Genomic DNA, 19,595 nt, shown 5'->3' with positions numbered 1-19,595 from the left:
TGTTCCCGAGACGACAGCACCCAGGGGGTCCGAGTGAGCAGTGCAGCAGCCGTGAACAGACTGGTGGTCTTCGGGGACGCCTGCGGCTCGGGGCGCATGGGCCTCGACGCGAAGAGGCGTATGCGGGCCGCCATGTACGGGGCCTTCGCCGAGGCGTACGCCTCCGTGGGCGTCGAGGTGGACCGTGTCCACCAGGAGGACCGCGGCGACGGGATCCTCGCCGCGCTCGACCCCGGCGTACCGCCGACCCTGATGGTCGGCACCTGGCTCGACACGCTGTTCCAGAGCCTGCGCGAGCACAACGCGGGCAGCGCCGACCGCCTGCGGCTGCGGATCGGGATGAATGCCGGCCCCGTGCTCGACGACGGCAGGGGACTGGTGGGGCGTGCCGTGGACGTGGCGGCACGGCTCTGCGACAGCCCGGTCGCCAGGCGGACGATGGAGCTCGCCCCCGGCAGCGATCTGCTGCTGGTCGTCTCCGACTGGCTCTATGCCAACGTGGTGGCGGAAGGCGGCCGTTACGTCGAACCGGAGGCGTACCGCAGTGCGCGGGTCCGGCTCAAGGAGACCGACGAGACCGCCTGGTTCCACATCCCCCGGTTACCCGCGCCCCCACTGCCAGAGGACCGGCCCGCGTCAGGGCCGGGCGCCGCGCACCGGAGCACGGGCGGCGCGGGCGAACCGGGGGCCGAGACCGGCGGTGGGCCGGTACAGGGGGACGGCCCACCGCCTTGGGACCCGCCGGGGTCCCGCACCACCGGCACGAAGGGCACCACAGGCACCACCGGCACGACAGACCGGGCAGGGACGGCAGGCACCGCCGGCACGACCGTCACGCACATCAACGCCCAGGGCGACGTGGCCTCCTTCGAGAACAACGTGTTCCACGGTGAGGTGACCGGCATCCGCAAGAGCCGTGGCCCGGCCGCCCCCGACGGGGACGGTGCCGCATGAGCAGCGACCACGACGAGTCCCCGCCGCCCGACGCCCCGGCCGACGAGCAGAAGCCGGCCCCCGCACCCGTCCAGAAACCCGCGGAACCGGACGCGGAGGCCGCCGCGCAGGACGCCGCGGAACCGGCTCCGGAACCGCCCAACCCGTTCGCCACGGCGGGCCGCAGCCCGATGGGGTCCGCCGGCGGCACCGGCGGATCGGGCACCGCCCACGCGGCACGCCGGACCTTCGCACCGCGGCAGGCGGAGCGGGTCGTCACCTTCGGCGACGACGGCCAGTACTTCCACGGCAACTACTTCATCAACCAGTTCGGCGCCGGCCCCGGCCCGGCCATGCTCGACGGGCCCGTCCCCGCCGAGGAGCTGCGCCGGCTCGCGGGGGTCTACTGCGAGACCCCCGGATACGGTCGGATGCGCACCAGGCTGCGCGAATGCGGGCTGCTGGTCCTGTGCGGGGAACGGGGGAGCGGCCGCACGGCCACGGCCCTCGCCCTGCTCTCCGAACTCACCGACCACCAGGTCACCCGGCTGGACCCCAGCGAGGCCGTGCACCGGATCTCCGGCGACATGCTCAAGGAGGAGTACGGGCACCTCCTGGAACTCGCGTCCGACGAGCTGCACCGGGAGGGCGGCCGGAGCACCCGCGGCGACGGCCGGGACGAGGGACGTCACCCCGGCCGGCTCACGGAACTGCATCTGGACCGCTTCAGCAGGCAGCTGCTGACCGCCAAGGCGTTCGGCGTCGTCCTCGTGGAGAGCGGGGACCTGGCCGACCGGCTGCTGCGCGGCCGGTACGGGATGCAGCTCCGCCCGCCGGTGACCGAGGACGTCCTCCACCGCCATCTGCGCATCCAGCTGCTCGGCGAACCGCCGGAGGCCCTCGACGCCTGCCGCGAACTGGCCCGCCGCGAGGACCTGAAGGGCGCGCTCGGACTCGACGAACTGCGGCCCAAGGAGGCCGCCGGTCTCGCGCAGCTGCTCGCCCGCCACTGGCGCGGCGAACTCGGCGACGACGAACTCCTCGACGGCTGCACCACCTTCGTACGGGCGCAGGCCCGCGCGTGGTTCGCCGGCGCGGACCGCCCCGGCACCCTCCCCGAGGCGGGTCCCGCGCTGAGCGCCGCGGCCTTCCGTATCGCCGTCGCCGTGTTCAACGGCTCGCCCTACGGCCTTGCCGCGGAGGCCGCCGAGCAGCTCGCCTGGGAGATGTCCGTCACCCTTGACCCCGAACAGCCCGTGGGGCGGCGGCTGTTCGGCACCCACGCCGACGACCGCCCCGCCCTGGCCCGTGCGGTCGTCGAGGACGCGGAGTTCGACCTCGGTGACGCCCAGATCCCGGTACGCGCCATCCGCTTCCAGGGCGAGGCCCTCGCGACCGCCGTCCTGCGCGAGGTGTGGAACGGCTACCACAACGCGCGCGGCCCGGTGGTGCGCTGGCTGCGCACCCTGTGCGACGACCCGCGGCCCCAGGTGTGGGTGCGTGCCTCCGTCGCCGCCGGCGTGCTCTGCTCCTGGGACTGGGTCCACGGGGCGGGCGAACTGATCGGCCCGATGGCCGCCGTCGACAGCCCCGTCCAGCAGATGTCGGCCGCGACCGCGCTCGCGGAGGCGTCCAGGGACGCGTCCGTACGGCCCGCGGTCGGCGCGCTGCTGAAGGAGTGGGCCACGTCCGGGGACGAGGCGCTGGTGACGACGGCGCTGCTGACCCACGGGTACGGCATGGCCGCCGGTTCCGTCCGCGCCTCCCTCGACGCGCTGGCGAAGGCCGTCCGGGCCGGCGATGTGACGACGCTGTCCAACGCGGCGTTCAGCGTCACCCGGCTGCTGGCCGGTGCGGAGCCGGCGACGGTCGTCACCCGCCTCGGCGCCTGGCTGCGCGGCGGCCAGCGGGAGCTCGCCGACCTGGTTCTGCTGAGCGTGCTCGGCACGATGACCACACGCACCACCTATCTGTGGGGCCTCGACGAGACCGAGGCGCTGGAGGAGCACGCCAGGCGGCCGCTGCTCGTGGCCCTGCTCGCCACCCACGAACCCCTGGTCGGCAAGCTCGCCGACCTGGTGAGCCTCACCCTCGGCACCGCCCGCTCCGGCGAGGTGGCGCTCGAAGCCCTCGGGCGGGTCCTGCGCCAGTGCGTGGACGACCCCACGCAACTGGAGGTGGTCCGCGGCTTCCTCCCGCTGATCACCGTGGAACGCAGGGACCGCGACCGGGTGCGGCACCTGCTGGCCCGGCTGGTCCGGGACGAGGACGACCCCTTGGACAAGAACGCCGCCCGCGTGATGTGGGAAGCGGCGGCGGAAGGAGCGATGCGATGACCCCGTCAGGCGCCGGAGAACCGCCCGCGCAGCAGCCGTTCCGGCCCGACGAGCAAGCAGGCGCCGACGAGAGGGCCGGTGCCGCCGAGCCGCGCAAAGGGCCGCTGCTGCGGGAGTGCGTCCTGCCGTACACGCCGCGCAGCGGCCAGGTGGCGGCCGTGTACCTGTACCCCAACGGGGGCCACAGCGTGCTGTGGCCGAGCCGCAGGGAGGACCACGACAAGCCCTGGTTCGGAGGACCCCGCGCCGTCTTCGAGGTGATCCTCGGACGCCATGTCACCGCCTTCGACCTGGCCCTGCCCGCGGCCGGCGACGCCCAGTCGTTCAAGACGCGTGCCGAGGTGCAGTGGGAGGTGGACGACCCGCGCCTGGTGGTCGAGAAGGCCGTCTGGGACGTCCGCGAGATGCTGCACGGCGACCTGCTGTACGGGCTGCGCCAGGTGTCCCGCCGGTTCCGGCTGACGGAGGCGCAGCGCGCGGAGGAGGCCGTCCAGGCCGAACTGCGGGCCGGCCGGATGGATCTGGGCGCCGATCTCGGCCTGCGTACCCGGGTGCATGTCTTCATCGACCTCAGCGACCAGGTCAGGGACCGGGTCGCCGAGCGGGACGACGTCGCCTTCGCGATGGAGAAGGACCGGGCGCAGGCCGAGGCGGACCGGCGCAAGGACCGGTACGAGCGCGAGCGCGTCGCGGAGCGCGCCGCCCAGTTGGAGGAGGTCCTGCGCCGCGGCGAGGAGGCCGAGATCACCCATCTGATGGCGAGCAACCCCGACAAGGTGTGGGAGATCCGCCAGGCGATCCGGCAGGAGAAGCGGGAGGGACAGGCCGACTATCTGCACCTGTTCAACCGCCTGCTCGACGCGGGAATGCTGGAGCGGCACGACGTGGGCGAGCAGATGTACGAGGTGCTCCGGTATCTGAGGGACAACAGCGGCAGGGTGACCGGCAGGGTCACCGACCGGGTGCTCACGTCCCCCGACGGAGGCCGGCCCGCGCTCTCCTCGCGCAGGGAGGAGACCCCGGAGCCGAGGCGGCCGTTCTGGGACGAGGAGCCGGAGGACGCCGCCGGCCCGGCCCCCGACGACGGGCACGTCTACGAGCCCACCCGGGTGCAGTCGTCCGCGGAGCGGGACCGCGACGGGCGGCCGGCTGCCGGATCGGGCGGCTCCCGCCCGAGCGCGGACTTCGACGACTGGGGGGACGAGTGACCGGCGGCGCACCGCCGGGCCCCGGTCCGGGCGCCGGTGCGGGGCCCGTCCCCGGCGCGGGTGCCGCACCCGGACCGGCAACCGGCCCCGGCCCCGACCCCGGCGGCGACGTGCGGTTCGTCGCCGAGCGGCTGCTCAACTCCGTACGCGAGGACATCGGCCGGGCCGACGCCAAGGCGGCGATCCTGCTCTCCGGAGCGGTCGCCGCACTGGCCGTCGCCTTCTCGCGCAACGAACTCCCGCTGCCGGCGTCCCGGGCGGCGGCAGCCACCGTGACCGCCGGGCTGCTGCTCTACGCGGCGGGCGTGCTGATGCTCGTCGGCGTGATACTGCCGCGCACGCGGACCGGCGCGGACTCCACGTACCTTCGCGATCTCGCGGTCGGCACGCCGACCGATGAACTGCTCGTCCGGCTCTCGGAGTCGGGCGAGGACGTCGTGCGCTGGCTGGTCGGCCAGGCACGGGTGCACGGGGCGGTCCTGGCCGCCAAATACCGGTGGTTGCGCATGGGGGTCTGCACGCTGACCTTCGGCGCGCTGCTGGTCCTCTTCGGCGAGCTGTGGTGAGAGACGATGAGAATGTTCCGCAAGACGGGTGTGCCGGTGCTGGTCTGCGCGCTCCTGATACTTCCGGCCGCGGCGCCGGGACAGGCCGCCGGCCCCCTGGGCAGGGCGGCCGCGCCGGCGTCCGACGGGCCCGACCCGATCGACTTCGCGGTCGTCGTGGACCAGTCGGAGAGCCTGTCCGACGAGGACCTGACACGTGAGGTGGAAGCCGCCTCGCTGATCACCCAGGGTGAGATCTCCGCTCGCTCCCGCGCCGCCGTCATCGGCTTCGGCAGCTCGGAGAAACCGGGCCAGTCACCGGTCAGCGAAGTGTGCGCCCTGACCACGGCCGACACCGCGGGACGGCAGCGGCTGAGCGACTGCGTGCAGCAACTGGCCCACCGCGACGACAAGAAGACCGGACCGGGCACCGACTTCCCCGCGGCCGTGCGGCAGGCCGTCGACCGGCTGGCGGAGAAGGGCGACAAGGAGATCCCCAAGGTCGTCTTCCTGCTCACCGACGGCCGCCTCGACGTCTCCGACAGTCCCGAGTACGGCACCGACGAGGCGAGCCGCCAGGCCAACGGCGCGAAGCGCCTGACGGAGGAACTGGCCAGGGCGCGGCGGGAGTCCGTGCAGATCTGGCCGCTCGGCTTCGGCGACAGCATCGACCGGGCCGCGCTGACCAGGATGGCCGAGGGAGGATTCCGAGGCGGCTGCGCCGACCTGCCCGACGCCGCCCCGAAGATGCGGGTGGTCGACAGCTCGGCGCAGATCGACAAGGCGCTCCAGGAGACCTTCGCCGCGGCCCGCTGCGCCCGCGTGGCGCACGGCACGGTCGGCAAACCGCCCACCGACCTGTCCGTCACCATCCCGCCCATCGCCACCGACGGCTCCCTCACGGTCAGCAAGCACGACCCCAAGGTCACCGTCACCTACTACGACCCCAAGGGCCGACGGGTGCCGACCCAGGGTGAGTTCGACGGTTCCGCCTTCGAGACCAGCGGCCAGGACGGGCCCGTCGAGGCGCTGCGGGTGAAGAACCCGCTGCCGGGCAAGTGGAGGATCCATATCGAGGCGCCGGAGGGCCACCGCGACCGGGAGGTCGCCGTGCGCGCCATCTGGCAGGGCAGGCTCCGTTCCGCGGTCACGCTCAGCCCGGCCTCGCCCCGCCCGGGGGAGGAGGCCGTCGTCGAGGTCCGTATGCAGACCCGGCGCGGTGTGGTGATCACCGACCCCGAGCAGCTCACGGGCATCCGGGTCTCGGCCCGGATGACCGGCGCGGGGTTCGACCCGGTCGTCGTACCGCTGGCGGACGGCGGCAAGAAGCCCGACGAACGGGCCGAGGACGCCCGCTACGCCGGACGGTTCACCGTTCCCGCCACCGCCTCCGGGGAACTGCGGCTCACCACCGAGATGACCGCACCCGGCATCACCAGCGACCGCCGGCCCCTGCACGCCCGCGTTTCGCAGGGCACCCCGGTGCTCACCGCCGGGCTGAGCGTCGACCGTGGCGACGTCCACCCCGGGCAGACGGTCAGCGGCACGCTCGACGTCACCAACAACGACTCGGGACCGCACACCCTGCGGCTCTCCCTCGCCGACCAGCCGCCCGGATCGGCGCTGCGCATCAGCCCGACGACGGTGAACGCCGCACCCGGCGGCAGCTCCACCCCGTTCACCGTCACGCTCGGCCCGGGCGTCCCCCTGGGCGAGCTGTCCGGACGGATCACGGTGACCGACCTCGGCGACGGAGGCCGGGTCGTGGACAACGTCTTCCTCGGGGTGCGCGTCACCGCCGAACCCACCCTGTGGGACAGGTGGTGGTGGGCCTTCACCGGCGCGGCGCTGCTGCTGTGCGCGCTGGCCGCCGTGGTCGCCGTGCGGCTGCGGGCAGGGGCCGGACGGCGGGACCTTTCGGGTGTGCGGCTCGAACTGCGGGCGGAGGGGCAGCGCCCCGACACGCTGACCATCAGGGCCGGCCAGAGCCCCGGCGGGGAGTTCCTGTTCGGCGTCGGCCGCTCCGGCGACGGGGCACCCGCGCTGCGGCGCGGCGGAGGTTCCCAGGCGTACCGGCTGCGGCGCACGACGGCCGGGCAACTGCTGCTCAAGCCCCCGGGCGGACAGGAGCGGGCCATCGGGCAGGGCCAGCCGGCCGGCCTGGCCGACGGGTTCGAGCTCGTCGTCGGTGACGCCCGTACCGCCTCCCGATCGGGCAGGCCCGGCCGTGACGGACAGGCCCCGGGCCAGGGCGGCGGCCCCTTCGGCCGCCGGCGTGTGCCCGGACCGCGCGGCCCGAGGCCCGAGGGCTCCACCGATCGCACCGGCCCCCGCGGCGGACGGACCCGGGGCGACGCCTCGGCCGCCCCGCCGCGACGCGGAACAACCCCTCCCGACCCCAACTTCTGACCCACCTCTCGGCCACGAGCGCCCGTCCACGGCGGCGCAAGGGGAGACAGACATGAAGATCTACCAGCCCATGCTCTACGTCGGCCTGGGCGGCACGGGCGCCAGGATCGGCGCGGACCTGGAGCGCGGACTGCGCCGGGAGCTGTGCGGGCCCGACGGAAACAAGCTGGTCACCGACGGCCGTCGGCTGCCGTTCCAACTGCCGGACTGTCTGCAGTTCGTCTACGCGGACTTCAGCGAGTCCGAGCTGGACCGGCTCCGGCCGGCCGGCCTCAAGGCCGGGGAGAGCGCCGCCCACGCCCGTACCTCACGGATCATCCACGACCTGCTGCCCAGCGACTACGACAGCTCGCCCGAGGTGGCCCGGATGCTGCGGGTCGCGCTGCACGAGGAGACCCACCACTGGCTGCCGCCCCAGGAGCGGCAGCCCCGGGTCGCACCCCTGCACACAGGCGCCGGGCAGCTGCCGACCGTGGGCAGGTCGGCACTGTTCGCGACACTGCGCAGCGGACTCGAGCCGGTGCTGCGCCAGTTGCGTGAGGCGATCGGCGCGATCAGCAACTCGCAGGGCGACCTGCGGGAGATGGGCGGCGGACAGATCCGCGGCTGCGACGTGTTCGTGGCGTTCTCCGTGGCCGGCGGCACCGGAGCCGGCATCTTCTACGACTTCATCCATCTGATCGGCCACGAGTTCCGCAGGTCCAAGGTCAGAGGCGTCAAGATCTACCCGCTGGTCGTCATGCCCTCCGCCTTCCCGCCGGAGGCCGGCGGCGGCCGTGAGGCCGAACTGAACTCGTCCCGCGCCCTGGTCGACCTCTCCCGCCTGGTCGACGACCAGAACGTGCCCAGTGCCCGGTCCGACTTCGGAGACGTGGAGGAGCAGAGCTCCCTCGGCGTCCGCTACCCGGGCGAAGGCCTCGTCACGCTGCGCCCCTCGACGGTGCAGACCGCGTTCCTGTTCAGCCGCACCGCCGGCATCGAGCCGGAGGACCTGCGCCGCTCCATCACCGCGATGGTGATGTCCCTCATCGGCACGGAACTCGGCGACGACAACGGCCAGGGCCGCGCCGAGGGCGACTACCAGTCCTTCGCGGCGAGCTTCGTCAACAAGAGCGTGGAGCGCTCCAAGCCGTCCAGGTCGGGCATCGGCCACCGGTCCATGTCGACCAGCCTGGCCGCGTCACTGACCGTGCCGGTCGACGACCTGGCCGAGATAGTGGCGGGACGGCTGCTGGCCCAGGCCGTGCGGGCGATGGACGAGGAGGCGCGCAAGCCGGCCGACGACGGCACCGAGCGGGTCCGCGACCTGTTCGACCGCTCCGCCATCGGCCGGCTGTGGACCCGGGAGGCGCCGGAGGTGGTGCCGCCCGACCCGCTGCCGAAGGGCACCAGGGCCATCATGCAGGCCTTGCGGAACAGGCTCGGCGACATGGACGACGCACTGAGCAGGCTCCAGCGCGAACTGGACGCCGAGATCCCACGGCTGGTCGAGGAGTTCCGGCCGGGGTCGGGCTGCCGCGAACTGCTGGGCGTGATCGACCCGTTCAAGCTGGAGAGGCTGCTCGCCGGCCTTCCCGGCCATCCGCAGCGGGTCGCGGAGGCCGGGTTCGTCGGCATGCTGGACAACCGCAGGAACGACCCGGAACGCGGCGAGGGCGTGGACGTCCACCCGCCGCAGATCCCGCTGATCAAGCGGGCCGTCGGCGGGCTCGTACCGGCCCGCTGGGGCGACCCCGACGTGCAGAACGCCCTCGACGAGCAGGACGCCTGGTACCGGTGGCGGGCCCGGCAGAAGTGGCACCGCGGCTGGAAGGACCAGGAGTCGCGCTGGCGGCCCCCGCTGCTGCGCACCACCAAGGAGATCGGCGAGCTGGTCAAGGCGCTGCGCGGACACGAGGAGGACGAGCGCAAGTTCTTCGCGGAGCGGCGCAAGGAGCTGTACCGCAAGGACCGCAAGGGCGTGCTGTACCTGCTTCCCCCGCAGAACACCCTCGCCGCCTTCTACGACGACGTGATCCGCCGGCTCTACCAGCACGAGGACCTGCCGGAGAACCCGGGCGCCGCCCGCCTGGTGGCCAAGCTGATCCGGCCCGACGACTGGATGCGGGCCCTGGAGTCCGTGCGCCGTTCGCCGCAGGCCGGCGTCAAGGAGATCAAGCAGGTCATCGAACGGCGGGTCAAGGGACTGTTCGTCGAGTCGAGCGTGCTCGGCGACCGTCCCCTGCTGCCCTCCCTGGGCGTGCTGCTCCAGGCAGCGGCCGGTGACGAGGACGCCGCCGCGAAGGTGGACACCCGATGGCTGGAGCAGTTCCGCTCCCAGCTCGTCGGACTGCTGCCGGTCGGCTTCGAGCCGGACGGCAGCGGCCCGCTCAAAGTGCTCATCGTGCACCCGCAGAGCGAGGCCGGCTCGGGGGCCGCGGCCTTCCTCAGGCGTGAACTGCGCCTGCCGTACGGGACGGTGCCCGAATTCCGTGCCGTGGACACGGAGTCGATCACGGTCGTGCTGTTCCGCAGCGGCATGAGCCTCACCGACGTCTCGGAGGTGCGGCACGTGCTGCGGCTGTGGGCGGAGGCCCGGGACGCCGCCGGCGTGGACGACTTCCTGCACTGGCGCCAGCGCCTCGGCTACCGCGACGACTGGCTGGCCAGCACCGAGGAGGACCGGCGCCGCATCCTGCACCGCATCCTGTGCGCGGTCTGGAACGGCCTCGTCGAGGTCAAGGGGTCACCCGACTCGCCCGAGCAGATCCGCATCCGCCTCCAGGAGGGCGGCGCGGCCACCATGACGCTGCGCCTCGAGGCGTTCGACAACAGCGTCTCCAGCTGGGCGGGACTGCTGCGGGCCTACGAGCAGTGGGCGCTGCTCGACGAGGGCCGGATCGTCGAGGAGGTGTGCGAGCGGCTGATGAGCGCGCAGCCGGTCGGTCTCGCCACCACACCGGAAGCCCCCTCGCCGCTGTTCCGCCGGCTGGTGCACGAGGTGGCGCCCCGCCAGCTCGCCCTGATCAAGGAGCTGACCGGGCAGTTCGGCGCGGAGGACGAGGAATGGCTCGTCCCGCTGCGCGACTTCTGGGAGCAGACCTTCCCCGGCGCGCTCGACATGCGCTTCCCCGGTGCCACCCGCCCCACCCGGCCCAACCTGCGCGCGCTCGACCAGCGCGTCGCGCAGAGCGAAGCCGCACGCCGCCAGGAGGATGCGCCGGTCCCGCCTCCGCGCCCCGAGCCGCGACCCGATCCGCGCTCGGACCCCCGCCGCGAACGGACGTACGCGGACGGACAGGACAACGGCCACGGACAGGACAACGGCCACGGACAGGACAACAGCCACGGACGGGGCGGCGTGGGCCACGGGCGACGGGACCCGGGCCACGACCGCGACGCGCACCCCTACGACCACGAACCGGCCGCCGGCCCCCGCCGGGACGAGGACGCCGCCCGCACACAGCCGCCGGGCCCCACCGACCCTTGGGACGAGGGCGACTGGGGCCGCCACGGCCACGACCAGGACGGCGAACGATGGTGAACATGGAACAGAACCGCCCGGCCCATGCCGTCGTCGTGGACCTGCGGCACGGGGCGCCGGTGACCGCGGCATTGAAGGAGACGGAACACGACCGCACGCGGCGGTTCCTCGTCATCGACTGCGCTGCGGACCTCGTGGACCACCAACTCCTCTACGAACAGCTCTACTCCTACGGACCGGCACGGCTGCTCTGTCTCGCGACCGGTGCCCCCGGCCAGCGGCAGCTCCACCGGCCGCTGCCGCTCGGCCCGCCGGAGGCCGGTGTGCTGTGGCTGCCCGACACGCTCGTCGGCGCCGCGCCGGGGACCGACAGGTTCGACGCGTCGCTGCGGCCGTTGTTGGAACTCCTCGTGGAACCGGCCGTGTTCGACTGCGTCCTCGGTCAACTGGCGGACGTGCCGCACGGCGTCGCCGTGCCCGCCGTGCACGTACTGGAGCACGACCTGACGGAGGAGGCGCGGTCACGGGCGTGGCGGCAGGCGCTGGAGCACCTCACCGGCCAGGACCTGCCGGTATCCGTCGCCCCGCCGGAGGGGGGCGCCGCGTCGGGCGGGACCCGACAGGACGGTCTCACCCCGGAACTGTCGCTCCTCCTCGGCCGGTCGGTACCGCGCAGCCTCGCCGACCGGCCGTGGCTGACGCCCGGCGGCAGGACCGACACCCGGCACGAGGAGTGCGTGGACGCCCTGCACGACACCAGGGACGCCTACGAGGCGATCCGGGGCGGGGCAGGTCTGTTCGGCAGGGCCGGCAAGGAGGCCGACCTCCCCGCACGGTTCGAGGGCCTCGCCGGCGCGCTGGCCGCGTACCGCACAGAGGTCGCGGGTGCGCTCGGCGACGGTGGCGGCGACCGTGTCCGCCCGGAGCAGCGCGCCCGCCTGCTCGAGCGCGGCATCGAACTGACGGAGGTGCCGGAGGTGACCCGCGCGAGCGTGGGACCGGCGCTGCGCGACCACACGGAGCGTCTCCTCGGGCAGCGGCTGCCCCTGCGGTCCGTCGCGGCGACGCTCAACGCGCTCTCCGGCCGGTCCGCGCCGGCGGGAAGCACGGCGAGACTGCGCCGGCTCGACGAGACCTGTCCGCCGGAGCGGGTCGCCGAACTCCCGCTGCCGCCACCGTTCCTGATGCGCCGCCCGTGGGCGGCCGACGCGGGCCTGGCCCTGCTGATCTGCTGCGTCGCCGGACTCTGGCCGGGAATCGGGTGGTTCAGCGGCCCGCTCTGCGCGGTGGCGGGCGCGGCCCTCGCCGTCCTGATGCTGCGGCGCAGGCCCAGCCGTTCCCGCGACGGCCGTCTGGACGGGGGCGGCGACACGCGCGCCCTCACCCGCCTCGCCGCGGGCGCCGTCGGCGGGGTGACGGGTGCGCTCGCCGGCGCGGCGCTGTCCCTGCCGGCCTGGGCGGGCGCTGTGGCCCCTGCCGTCGCGCTGACCGCGCTGGTGCTGCTGGCGATACGCGACTGGACGGCGGCGGTCGACGACTGGTGGGGACAGACGGACTGGGCCTTCGCCGCGGGAGCGGTGGAAGGGGTCGACGAACTGCTGGCCGACACCGTCGTGCACGACTGGCTGCTCGCCGACGCCCGCTACCACTGCTCCGACGCGGCACGCGCCGTCGCCGTGCTGGTGGGTTCACTCGCCGACACGGTGGAGGAAAGGCTGGGCGCCGGTCCGTCCGTGGACAGGGTGCTGCCGATGGACGAACCGGGCGGTCCCTCCGTCGGGCAGGCGGGCGGCTTCGACTGGGACAGCTGGGGTGACGGCGCCGACGACGACTGGCCGGAACCGACCGCCCCGGACGCCGGCTCGCACACGGCCTTCTCGGACGGCGGGGGTGCTCACGATCCGTACGGGGCAGGCGACTTCGGCCCTCATGCGGGGCGGGGCCCCGGCCCCGACCTCGGAGCGGGCTTCGGCTCGGACTTCCGCTCGGGCTTCGGCGACGACACCGCGCCCGGGGCCGGTTCCCACTTCGGCCCGGGCTTCGACGACAGCCACGCCACGGACGCCGCCTCGGACCCGGCGGGCAGCGGTCGCTCCGTACCGCACACCGCCGGGACGCGACCGCACACCGGCGAGGAGCGACCGCCCACGACCGAGGAGGAGCCGCACGCCCTGCGCAGCCTGTGGCCGTCCCGCTCCGACGGCGACGGCCCGCCCTGGCTCGAACGGGAGACCGGCGACGGCGGCCCCGAACTGGTCGACACGCTGGTCGGCGACCTGACCCACGGCGCCGCGCTGATCCTCGCCTCCCGCTGGGCCGCCGTGGAGCGTGAACCGGCGACCGCGGCCCGGGTGCCGCTGCGCCCCCTGATGAACGAACTCCTCGACGAGGAGCACCGGCGGCTGATCAGGGACGCAGCCGCCGCACCGCCCCCGTACGCCCCGGATCCCGGGAACCGGCCCGGCATCGCCGGCCTGCTCGGTGTCTCCTCCGACCGGGTGCGCCGTCTCCTGGCCGACGGCGGCACGGAGCACGTCGTCCCGCTGTGCGGGGCCGAGCACCGGCGGCTGCTCTCCAAGGACCCGCACGCGGCGCGGCGGTTCCGCTTCGCGCCGGAGGCCCTGCGACGGGGCGCGGAGCCGGAGACCGGTCAGGACGCGTGGCCGGCCGCGGCGGAGGACGTCGTGTGGACGGCGGGCGGCAGGCACGCCGGGGTGCTCACGCTGGTGCCGATGCGGCCGGACACGGTCAGGTCGGTCAGGGGAGAGGAGGGCGGAACGCGATGACCGTGCCGCACAGCACGGGGACACCGGCGGAGGACGTGGAAGAGCTCGAGTTCTACACCCACCGCCAGGACCCCGTCCGTTTCTCCGCCCGTTTCTCCGACGACGTCCGTATGCCGGAGCGGGCGCCGCTGCTGGCCCGGCAGGTGACCCTCAGCAAAGGCTGGCGGGTGATCCAGTACCGGCTGCCGCGCTCCGCGCACGGCGGCGCCGACGCCTACGGTGCGCTCGAGCGGGAGGTCAGCGCGGCGGTCGCGGTGGAGCGGCGGCACGGGGCCGAGCCCTACAGCGAGCTGTTCACCCGTCTCGTCGGGTTCCATCTCGACGCTCCGGAGCCCTTCGTCCTGTACAAGGCGCACACGGGGCGGCCCATCGCCGCCCGGCAGGGCGCGCTGACGGTGGCGGAACAGCACAAGGTGCTCAGCCAGCTGGCGCTCGCGGTGCGTCTGCTGGAGGACGTCCAGCTGGTGCACCGGGACATCAACCCCTACACGGTCCGCTGGGACGGCACCCATGTGCGGCTGGGCGAGCTGTACCGCACCCAGCGGGTCGACGAGCCCCGCGAGGCGTTCGGTGCGGCACCGTGGGCCGCGCCGGAGCAGCGGGACGGCACGGGCACCGCCGATCCGCGCGACGACCTGTGGTCGGTGGCGCGGCTCATGTACTTCCTGCTGTCCGGCCGCCCCGGTGACGCGACGGCGCCTCCCGAGGACCTGGCCGACTTCCGCCGGCTCGCCGCGCTCAGCGAGAGTGGTTCGTTCGCTCCCCTGGCCACGATGCGGGCGGCGCCGGCCGAACTGATGCGTCTGCTGAACGTCGGCGATCCGCTGGCCGTGGTCTCCTTGGCCCCGGACCCGCTCGGCCGCGCCCGCGCGGAGTTCGACGCCAGGCTCGCGGAGAAGCGCGACCGGCTCGGGCTCGCCGCCCCGGTGGACCAGGAGCAGGTCTACGTGGAACTGGTCGACCCCCCGCCCCGCCGCTCGCTGCGGCGGCTGCTGGGGGCCGGCCGTCCGCCCGCTCCCAGGCCGGCGACCGAGCCCCGGCAGGACGGCCCTGTGGACGTGCCCCTGCCCACCAGGCCCCCGCTGTGCCCGCACTGTCTGCTGCCGGTGCACTACGACGAGACGCAGTTGTTCACGCTCGACAGCAAGAAGGAGCCCAGGAAACTCGACCTCAGCGCGGAGTACCGTCCGATGCACCGTCAGGACGCCTTGCGCCAGGCCTTCCAGATGTGTCCGCACGCGGACGAGAACCAGCCGCACCGGCTGCCCGTCCCCTACCTCACCAGCGGTGAGCCGCTGACCGTCGCCATGGTCGGCAGCTCCGCCGCCGGCAAGACCCATCTGCTGGCCGCCATGCTCGGCGAGATCGAGCAGGGCGGTCTCGAGCCGTACGGGCTCAAGTGCCTGCCGCTCAACCCGGAGGAGCACCGCGAGTACCTCGCGGAGACGGTCCACCCGCTGCACCGCGGGGAGGTGCTGCGGCGTACGGGGCAGGTGCGTTTCGCCGAGTTCGCGGACAGTCTGCTGGTCACCGGGCACGGGGTGACCCGGCCCGTGGTCTTCTTCGACCTGGCCGGCGAGGACCTGGCGCAGAACAGCGACGTGACCCGGTTCCTCATGGGTGTGGGCGCGTTCATCTTCGTGCTCGACCCGCTGCGGGCGCTGCGGCTGCCCCAGCTCGACCCGGTCCGTGAGCGCACCGGACTGGTCCAGCGTGATCTCGGCGACGAGGCGTTCGCCACCGTGCTCGGCCGGATCCCGCGCACCGGCCCGTACATCACCGCTCCCGCGGCCGTGGCGCTGAACAAGAGCGACCTGGTCCGCTTCGACCCCTCGGTGGACCGCTGGCTGGCCCGCGGGCTGCCGGCGGTCCTGGACGACGCCACCTTCCGTGCGGAGAGCCGCGACGTCCACGCCTTCGTCCGGCACCACGGCAGCCAGGCATGGCTGAAGCCGTTCGACGACTGCGCCCGCTGCACGCTGCACTTCGTGGCGGCGACCGGCGGCCAGGAGAGGGGTGAGACCTTCCCGCACGGCGTGCGGCCGCGCCGGGTCCTGGCCCCGCTGCTGTCCGTGTTCGCGATGTGCGGGCTCCTGCCCGGCGCCGAGTTGAGGGAGACAGGGGTATGACGTCACGTCACACCGGGACCGTGGACCAGATCGTCTTCCGCTGGGACGCCGCCAACCCGATGGGCAACACGGGCTTCGGCCCGGTCGCCTGGTCGGGCGAACGCAGCGAGGTCGTACGGCTGTTCCGGCCCGTCACCCACCTGCTGAGGTCGGCGGGCCCGGACACGGCCCCCGCGCTGGTGCGTCTGGTGAGCGAGGACTCGGCGACGGCGCTGCTGGTGCGCAGGATGTCCGGGCGCGGCCTCGGGGGCCGCCAGGACACCTTGTGCCACGCCCTGTACGGACCCGAGCGGAGCCTCGGCCCCGAGACCTGCCTCGGGCTGCACAGCTGGGACTGGGAGGGCAGCGGCATCGAGCTCGGCGAGGTCCGCGGCGCGTTGGACCCGGTGCCGCTCGGCGCCCTCGAACGGTCCGCCCTCGAGGGCGGCAAGCGGCTGGCCGGCGGGCTCCGCCGGACGGAGGCCGAACTGACGGCGGTCGCGGCGGAGGTGCTGCGCGACCCGGCCGCGCTGCACACCGTGCTGGACCGCGCGGGCGACGACGGGCCGTGCCTGCTGCTGTGGGCCCTGTACGGGATCTTCGGCAAGGTCCTGCCGCAGCCGTGGACGTTCGCGACGCACGACACCGCGGAGAGCCGCCGGATCAGGTTCATGTTCGTGAGCCGCTGGTCCAGTTCGCCCGACCAGGACGGGCCGAGGGTGCGCACCGACCCGCTTCAGGCGCCGGACGGCCGGCCGCGGGACGTGGCTGAGCGCCTGGTACGCGCCTATCTGTACGCGGTCGAACGCGGGGACGCGCACGAGTTCGAGCTCGCCGACGCGCTGTCGACGGCGCTGCCCCGCGGCGCGGCCGTGCGGGACAGCCGCGCGCTGCTGGACGCCTCGGAGGACGCGCTGGCTGCGCTCGAGCGCCGCGCCGGGCGCGACCGGTCCGGGCCCCGCGCCGGGCGTGACCGGTCCGGGCCCCGCCCGTATCGTCCGGAGCCGTCCGCGGCCGAGTCGTACTACGCGGACGAGCCGTCCGCGCCTGCGTCGTACCGCACGGGGGAGGCACCCGCGTCCGGGTCGTACCGCACGGAACCGTCCAGGTCCGCGGAGTACCGCGCGGAGCCGTCCACGCCGACGTCCTACCGCGAGGGTGAGGCACCCGGGTCAGGGTCGTACCGCGCGGGCGAGGCGCCCGGGTCAGGGTCGTACCGCGCGGGGGAGGTACCGACGTCCGAGCCGTACCGCGCGGAACCGTCCAGCTCGGCGGAGTCCCGCGCGGAGCCGTCCGCGCGTGCCTCGTCCGCGACGCCGTTCGCCACGTCGCCCGTTCATGACACGCGACCACCGGTGGCGCCGACTCCCGGGCCGCCGGGGCGGCTTCCCTTCGTACGCCCCACCTGGCCGGAGCCGGAAGGGGAGCGGCGCCGGCGGCCCGTCCTCGGCCGCCGCTCCGCACCCAGGGAGACCGGCTCACTGCCGGCGCGGCTGCTCACCTGCCGCGACGGGCGGGAACTCGCCGACACGATAGGCGAGTCGGGCAACGGCGACCTGCTGACGGTCCTGGAGGGTGACCCCTCGTACGACGTGCTGACCCTGGTCGTGCGCCGGATCGCGGAGGGTTGGCCGGACTGGACCGCGGGGGAGCGCAAGCGCCTGTGCGACGCGGTCCTCGGCCGACGGCTCTATCTCGCTCCCGGTGCCTCGGCGGCCCGGGGCGGCCCGGACGAGGCGGTCCGCGCCGCGAACGCGGCATCGCTGTACCGCTGGGCCGTGCGGCCGTTCGCCGCCGAACCGGATGTGGGGAGCCGTCTGGAGAGACTGCTGCCCGAACTGTGCGGCGGGGCCGACCCGATCGGGCGCGGGGCGGCGGAGCAGATCCTCACCGGCCGCACCGACCCGGGGATCACGCTGCCGGTGTGGCAGGCGCTGGTGCGACGGTCGATGACGTTTCCCGGGCCGCCGCCCGCGCGCGTCACGCACGGGCCTCCGGAGCCCCCCGCCCGGGCGCCGGAGCGCCTCCAGCAGCGGCCCCTCACCCCCGAGCAGCCGCCCGGTCCTCCGGAGTACCAGGAGCGCCCCGAGTGGGCGGGCGGGCCCGCCCGCCGCACACCCGAGCCGCCCCGCCGCCCCGAGCAGGACCGTCGCGCACCCGAACCGGACCGTCCCGTGCCGGAGCCCGGCAGGCACCCCCGCCGCGACCCGGAGCCTCCGGGCGGTGCCACCGGCCGGCCGCAGACGCGCACCCTTTACCCGCCCGGCGAACCGGTGCGGCCCGGGACCGACGGCCGCGGGTCGTCCCGCGACGGGCACCGCTCGTCCGGCATGACGTCCGGGAACGGGCGGGGATTCGTCCTCGCTCTCGGCGGCTTCGGCGCGGTGCTGGTGGTCCTCATCGTGGTCCTCGCCGTGACGTCCTGACAGCCCGCCCGGGAGGGAGAGCGGGCGGGGGAGCGGACGAAGGCGGCCGAAGAGCGACGGACAAGCGGCGAAGATCCGCGTACGGCGTGTGTCCGGCGGCCCGCACGGCCAGGATGGGGGCATGGGATTCCATGTCGACTCCGAGGCCGGGCGGCTCCGCCGGGTCGTACTGCACCGGCCCGATCTGGAGCTGAAGCGGCTCACACCGAGCAACAAGGACGCACTGCTCTTCGACGACGTGCTCTGGGTGCGCCGCGCCCGGCAGGAGCACGACGGGTTCGCGGACGTGCTGCGTGACCGGGGGGTGGAGGTCCATCTCTTCGGTGATCTGCTGCGCGAGTCGCTGGAGATCCCCGAAGCCAGGAAGCTCGTGCTGGACAGGGTCTTCGACGAGAAGGAGTACGGCCCGCTCGCCACCGACCACCTGCGGGCGGCCTTCGACGAACTGCCCACCGCCGCCCTGGTGGAGGCCCTGGTCGGCGGGATGACCAAACGGGAGTTCCTCGCGGACCATTCGGAGCCGACGTCGGTGCGTTTCCATGTGATGGATCTGGACGACTTCCTGCTCCATCCGCTGCCGAACCACCTGTTCACCCGTGACACCTCGGCATGGATCTACGACGGGGTCGCCATCAACGCGATGCGCTGGCCGGCCCGCCAGCGCGAGACGGTCCACTTCGAGGCGATCTACAAGCACCATCCGCTCTTCGGCGGACCTGAGGCGGGACCTTTCCATCACTGGTCGGAGGGGCAGGACGACTACCCGTCCACCATCGAGGGTGGCGACGTGCTGGTGCTCGGCAACGGGGCGGTGCTGATCGGGATGAGCGAGCGCACCACGCCCCAGGCAGTGGAGATGCTGGCCCGCGGACTGTTCGCGGCCGGTTCGGCCCGCACGATCGTGGCCCTCGACATGCCGAAGCGGCGGGCCTTCATGCATCTGGACACGGTCATGACGATGGTCGACGGCGACACCTTCACCAAGTACGCGGGCCTCGGCATGCTCCGCTCGTACACCATCGAACCGGCCGAGGGCGGGGGACTCAAGGTCAGCGACCATCCGCCGGAGCGGATGCACGACGCGATAGCGGCCGCGATCGGTCTGAAGGAGGTCCGGGTGCTCACCGCGACGCAGGACGTGCACGCGGCCGAGCGTGAGCAGTGGGACGACGGCTGCAACGTCCTGGCCGTGGAACCGGGCGTCGTCGTGGCCTACGAGCGCAATGTCACCACCAACACCCATCTGCGCAAGCAGGGCATCGAGGTCATCGAGATCCCGGGCAGCGAACTGGGCAGGGGCCGTGGCGGTCCGCGGTGCATGAGCTGTCCCGTCGAGCGGGACGCTGTATAGCGATGCAAGGGATCGTATAGAGTTCCACTG

10 protein-coding genes are annotated in these 19,595 nt (G+C 73.9%); all 10 read left to right on the top strand.

What is annotated here, in order from left to right; genetic code table 11:
* Positions 1–33: 33 nt before the first annotated feature.
* The 10 genes from ACIPJI_RS25110 to ACIPJI_RS25065 all read left to right on the top strand — a co-directional run bounded on the left by ACIPJI_RS25110 (position 34) and on the right by ACIPJI_RS25065 (position 19,565).
* Positions 34–954: a hypothetical protein gene (locus tag ACIPJI_RS25110; protein ID WP_402248957.1), complete on the top strand. Its 921-nt coding sequence runs from the start codon at positions 34–36 to the stop codon at positions 952–954.
* Positions 951–3,269: a hypothetical protein gene (locus ACIPJI_RS25105; protein WP_402248956.1), complete on the top strand. Its 2,319-nt coding sequence runs from the start codon at positions 951–953 to the stop codon at positions 3,267–3,269. Before ACIPJI_RS25110 ends, ACIPJI_RS25105 begins: the two co-directional genes overlap by 4 nt.
* Entirely contained in the window at positions 3,266–4,477 is a 1,212-nt protein-coding gene (locus ACIPJI_RS25100; RefSeq protein WP_356622677.1) for a hypothetical protein, read from the top strand. Before ACIPJI_RS25105 ends, ACIPJI_RS25100 begins: the two co-directional genes overlap by 4 nt.
* Positions 4,474–5,043 (top strand): Pycsar system effector family protein, encoded by a 570-nt coding sequence (locus tag ACIPJI_RS25095; RefSeq protein ID WP_402248954.1) that lies wholly within the window; start codon positions 4,474–4,476, stop codon positions 5,041–5,043. The genes ACIPJI_RS25100 and ACIPJI_RS25095 overlap by 4 nt, the downstream gene beginning before the upstream one ends.
* Positions 5,044–5,049: 6 nt before the next feature.
* Positions 5,050–7,431, top strand: coding sequence for a VWA domain-containing protein (locus ACIPJI_RS25090; protein ID WP_402248952.1), 2,382 nt, complete (start codon positions 5,050–5,052; stop codon positions 7,429–7,431).
* Between the two features lie 52 nt (positions 7,432–7,483).
* Complete coding sequence (locus ACIPJI_RS25085) at positions 7,484–10,954, top strand: tubulin-like doman-containing protein (RefSeq protein WP_402248951.1); 3,471 nt, start codon at positions 7,484–7,486, stop codon at positions 10,952–10,954.
* A 2-nt stretch (positions 10,955–10,956) separates the two neighbouring features.
* Positions 10,957–13,680, top strand: coding sequence for a hypothetical protein (locus ACIPJI_RS25080; protein ID WP_402248949.1), 2,724 nt, complete (start codon positions 10,957–10,959; stop codon positions 13,678–13,680).
* A complete protein-coding gene (locus ACIPJI_RS25075) occupies positions 13,677–15,809 on the top strand; it encodes a hypothetical protein (RefSeq protein WP_402248947.1) in 2,133 nt (710 codons plus the stop codon). Before ACIPJI_RS25080 ends, ACIPJI_RS25075 begins: the two co-directional genes overlap by 4 nt.
* Complete coding sequence (locus ACIPJI_RS25070) at positions 15,806–18,214, top strand: hypothetical protein (RefSeq protein ID WP_402248945.1); 2,409 nt, start codon at positions 15,806–15,808, stop codon at positions 18,212–18,214. The genes ACIPJI_RS25075 and ACIPJI_RS25070 overlap by 4 nt, the downstream gene beginning before the upstream one ends.
* 121 nt (positions 18,215–18,335) lie before the next feature.
* A complete protein-coding gene (locus tag ACIPJI_RS25065; RefSeq protein WP_402248943.1) occupies positions 18,336–19,565 on the top strand; it encodes an arginine deiminase in 1,230 nt (409 codons plus the stop codon).
* Positions 19,566–19,595: the final 30 nt, after the last annotated feature.

It is taken from the genome of Streptomyces sp. NPDC086835 (assembly GCF_044745705.1).
In the GTDB taxonomy this organism is placed as follows: domain Bacteria; phylum Actinomycetota; class Actinomycetes; order Streptomycetales; family Streptomycetaceae; genus Streptomyces.
This window is presented reverse-complemented; position numbering and strand designations above follow the sequence as displayed.

What these genes read in the sequence shown, in the direction of transcription:
- ACIPJI_RS25105 (WP_402248956.1), top strand. Translation starts at nt 951, where the DNA reads ATGAGCAGCGACCACGACGAGTCCCCGCCGCCCGACGCCCCGGCCGAC.
- ACIPJI_RS25075 (WP_402248947.1), top strand. Translation starts at nt 13,677, where the DNA reads ATGACCGTGCCGCACAGCACGGGGACACCGGCGGAGGACGTGGAAGAG.
- ACIPJI_RS25090 (WP_402248952.1), top strand. Translation starts at nt 5,050, where the DNA reads ATGAGAATGTTCCGCAAGACGGGTGTGCCGGTGCTGGTCTGCGCGCTC.
- ACIPJI_RS25085 (WP_402248951.1), top strand. Translation starts at nt 7,484, where the DNA reads ATGAAGATCTACCAGCCCATGCTCTACGTCGGCCTGGGCGGCACGGGC.
- ACIPJI_RS25065 (WP_402248943.1), top strand. Translation starts at nt 18,336, where the DNA reads ATGGGATTCCATGTCGACTCCGAGGCCGGGCGGCTCCGCCGGGTCGTA.
- ACIPJI_RS25070 (WP_402248945.1), top strand. Translation starts at nt 15,806, where the DNA reads ATGACGTCACGTCACACCGGGACCGTGGACCAGATCGTCTTCCGCTGG.
- ACIPJI_RS25100 (WP_356622677.1), top strand. Translation starts at nt 3,266, where the DNA reads ATGACCCCGTCAGGCGCCGGAGAACCGCCCGCGCAGCAGCCGTTCCGG.
- ACIPJI_RS25080 (WP_402248949.1), top strand. Translation starts at nt 10,957, where the DNA reads ATGGAACAGAACCGCCCGGCCCATGCCGTCGTCGTGGACCTGCGGCAC.